This is a genomic window from Polaromonas sp. P1_E3, assembly GCF_056405935.1.
Genome location: NZ_JBFUBD010000295.1, coordinates 1 through 3,428, shown reverse-complemented (window position 1 = coordinate 3,428; position 3,428 = coordinate 1). Strand labels below are relative to the sequence as shown.

Genomic DNA, 3,428 nt, shown 5'->3' with positions numbered 1-3,428 from the left:
GTTTCAGGCCCGCGGCAGCGTGATCCGGGCGCAGAGGCCCCCGCCATTGGCAGTCAGCAGCTCAAACTTTCCACCATGTGCGCGCACGATGCGGTCCACGATGGCCAGGCCCAGGCCGGCACCGGGCGGGCCGGTGCGCGTACTTTCCGCACGGCGAAAGGGCTGCTTTAAAGCCTCGGCCTGTGCGGCGTCAATGCCGGCGCCGCGGTCAGTCACCTCCATCCAGACCGAGGTGCCTTGCACGCCGGTGGCCATCGTGACCGGCGGGAGACCATGGCGCCAGGCGTTCTCAACCAGGTTGGTGAGCACGCGGCGCATCGCCCGCGGACGCAAGGGCACGGGCGGCGGGTTGCCGCCCTGCAGCGCCACCGGCATGCCGTGGCCGGCCGAGGCGGCCGCCACCTCGGCCGCCAGCACGTCCAGTGCCACTAGGGCCGGCGCTTCGTTTTCGGCGCTGCGGGCGAAGTCCAGGAACTGGCTGACGATGGCGTCCATTTCTTCCACGCCGCGCGTCATGCGGGCCATCAGCTCATCGTCGCCCCGATCGGCCTTGTCGCGCAGGATCTCGATGCCCAGGCGCAGCTTGGTCAGCGGCGTGCGCAAGTCGTGCGACACCCCGGCCAGCATCAGCGCCCGCTCGTCGTCGGCCTGGGCCAGGCTGCGCACCATCTGGTTAAAGCTGCGGCTCAGGTCGGCGATTTCGGTGGGGCCGTCTTCGGGCAGCGGCTGCGGGCTGGCGCCGCCGGCCAGCGTGTGCGCTGAAGCCACCACGCGGCGCAGGGGCAGGTTCAGGTAGCGGTGAATCAGCAGTGCGCCCAGCACGGCCAGCAAGGCGCTGGCAAGCGAGGCCACCACCCAGGCGCCGGTAAATTCACGCGCCGGCAGCACGCCCGGCAGCTTGACCCAATGGTCGGCGCCGTCCAGGCGCAGCCGCACCGCCAGGCTCCCGCCGGCTTCGCGGCGCCAGATGATTTCTGAGCCCTCGCCTTCCAGCGCGATGCCGCGCGAGGCTTCATTGACGAAGCGCCGCTCGAGCCGGCTCAACAGCCGGCGTTCGCCACGGCCGTCAACCACCTCATCATCGGCAATGCCCTGCATGGCGCGCTGGTTGAACTGGGCCACAAAAGCCTCACGCTGCGCGGGCGGCATGGCGGCCAGGCCGGCGCGGATGGCGCTGACATTGCGCGCCACCGCCACCGAAAGCTGCGCCAGGCGCGGTTTCATGATCAGCTGGCGCACCAGCAGCGCGCTGGCCAGCTGACCCACCACGATGAGCACCACGATCAGCAGCACATTGCGGCCCAGCAGGCTGCGCGGAAATAAGGTCATAAAAAAAGCCTCATGCCTTGCCCGCCTTGCCCGTTTTTGCCGCGCCGCCTTCCGGCACAAACACATAGCCCACGCCCCACACGGTCTGGATGTGCGCCGGCTGGGATGGGTCCGACTCAATCAGCTTGCGCAGGCGCATGACCTGCACGTCGATGCTGCGGTCGGTGGCTTCGTGGTCTCGCCCGTAGGCGAGCTCGATCAGCCTGTCGCGGCCCAGCGGCCGGTTGGGGTGCAAGGCCAGCGCCTGCAGCAGGCTGAATTCACCGGTGGTCAGCGGCACGTCTTCACCGTTTTTTTYGAGCCGGCGTGCCTCCAGCTTCAGGGTGAAGGCGCCGAACTCCACCGTACCCTGGCCGGGCAGCGGGCCGCTGTGCGCGCCCAGCATGCGCTGCCGGCGCACCAGCGCCTGGATGCGGGCCAGCAGCTCGCGCGGGTTGAAAGGCTTGGGCAGGTAATCGTCAGCGCCCATCTCCAGCCCGACGATGCGGTCCACCGGGTCGCCCCGGGCAGTGAGCATGACGATGGGAATGGTTTCACCCTGCGCGCGCAGGCGCCGGCACACCGCCAGGCCGTCTTCGCCCGGCATCATCACATCGAGCACCAGCACGTCAAAACGTTCGCGTGCCAGCAGGGTGTCCAGGGTTTTAGCGTCTTCGAGCGTGCGCACGGCGTAACCCTGGTCGCCCAGGTAACGCTGCAGCAGGCTGCGCAGGTCAGCCTCGTCGTCGACCACCAGGACCCGGGCCAGTGGCTCGCTCATCGTGAGGGGCCTGTCTGCAAAAGCGCGCTGGAAACAACCATCAGAAAACACCCCGCCGCAAGAAAGATGCCCCATGGTAGCGGCCCGCGCCCGGCCACCTGCCCGGCAAATCATGACAAACGATGACAAAGCCGGGGTTTGTTCATGCCTTGTCATCAAGAGGCCTGCTGCAGCCATGGTTGGTTCACATGTGGCGGCCACAGTGACATCACGGCGCTCGCAATGCGGCCGCAACCTCAGGAACCCTCACCCTTCAACGTCACCCCTCAAGGAGTTCGCCATGAAAACCATGTTCTCTGCCACTACCCTGACCACCGCCCTTGCAAGCGCCCTGCTGGCCACAGGTTTTGCCACGCCGGCCGAAGCGGCCAGCCGCCACGTGGTGCGCACCCATGCCGATGGCGGCACCACCGCCACCAGAGACGTCACCCGTCAGGGCCCACAAGGCGGCACACGGGTACGCAACCGCAGCACCACCGCCGACGGGCAAGGCAATGCCAGTACCGTGGGCAGCGCCTCCACCACAGGCCCCAACGGCGCTACCGCCGTGCGCACCGGCCAGGCCAGCCGCAGCGCGGACGGCTCGGCGCAGCGCAGCGGGGAGTTTGCTGCCGCCAGCGCCAAAGGCAGTGTGCAAAGCAGCGGCAGCAGCAGCAAGACCGCAGACGGCGCCGTCACTTCCAGCCGCAACACCACAGCCACCAGCGCCGCCACCGGCAACAGCGTGCAAAGCACGGCTTCCTATAACCAGGCCACCGGCGTCACCCGCAGCACGACCTGCTATGACGCCGCCGGTGCGGCAATGAGCTGCCCGTCGCGTTGAGCTGGAACGAGCTCTTTATCAAATCCAGTTTTAAAAAAGTATCAACCTTCACTTTCTTTTTTGGAGCACTCTCATGACCCTCTCATTCAAACCCCGCACACTTTCAATCATGGGCCTCATGGGCTTTCTCGTGCTTGGCACCGCGGCCCATGCACAGGCACCCAACGCCGCCCGCCTGGAAAAAGCCCGCACCGAATTGCAAAAACGCTTTGAGGCGGCCGACGCCAACAAGGACGGCAAGCTGACCCGCGAGGAAGCGCAGGCAAAAATGCCCAAGGTATACAAAAACTTTGACGCCATCGATGCCAGCCATGCAGGTGCTATTTCACTGGCCGACATTGAGACATTTTTGCTGTCGAAGAAAGGCTCGCGCAAGTCAGCCAGCTGACGCTGCCACGCATTTCTTCCTGATGCGGGCCGGATATGCTGTCCGGCCTGCCCGGCGCAACCACTGGAGCCATGACATGTCCTTTGCCCCCTTCCTCCCTGCACACTGGCCGACGCTGGCGCTGGTGC

At 66.5% G+C, this 3,428-nt stretch carries 4 protein-coding genes; 2 read left to right on the top strand and 2 right to left on the bottom strand.

The features are described from left to right. Window positions 1–3 precede the first annotated feature (3 nt). Window positions 4–1,329 carry an ATP-binding protein gene (locus AC1D0Z_RS18060; RefSeq protein ID WP_477659578.1) on the bottom strand — a complete coding sequence of 442 codons (1,326 nt, stop codon included), beginning with the start codon at window positions 1,327–1,329 and terminating at the stop codon, window positions 4–6. Window positions 1,330–1,339: 10 nt separating this feature from the next. Next, the gene (gene ompR, locus AC1D0Z_RS18055) at window positions 1,340–2,089 is read right to left on the bottom strand and encodes an osmolarity response regulator transcription factor OmpR (RefSeq protein WP_477659577.1); all 750 of its coding nucleotides are present in this window, start codon (window positions 2,087–2,089) and stop codon (window positions 1,340–1,342) included. 280 nt (window positions 2,090–2,369) lie between these two features. On the opposite strand from ompR, the gene AC1D0Z_RS18050 reads away from it, so the two are divergent. After that, the gene (locus tag AC1D0Z_RS18050; RefSeq protein WP_477659576.1) at window positions 2,370–2,912 is read left to right on the top strand and encodes a hypothetical protein; all 543 of its coding nucleotides are present in this window, start codon (window positions 2,370–2,372) and stop codon (window positions 2,910–2,912) included. A 73-nt stretch (window positions 2,913–2,985) separates the two neighbouring features. Next, window positions 2,986–3,300: an EF-hand domain-containing protein gene (locus AC1D0Z_RS18045; protein ID WP_477659575.1), complete on the top strand. Its 315-nt coding sequence runs from the start codon at window positions 2,986–2,988 to the stop codon at window positions 3,298–3,300. The last annotated feature ends 128 nt before the right edge of the window (window positions 3,301–3,428 follow it).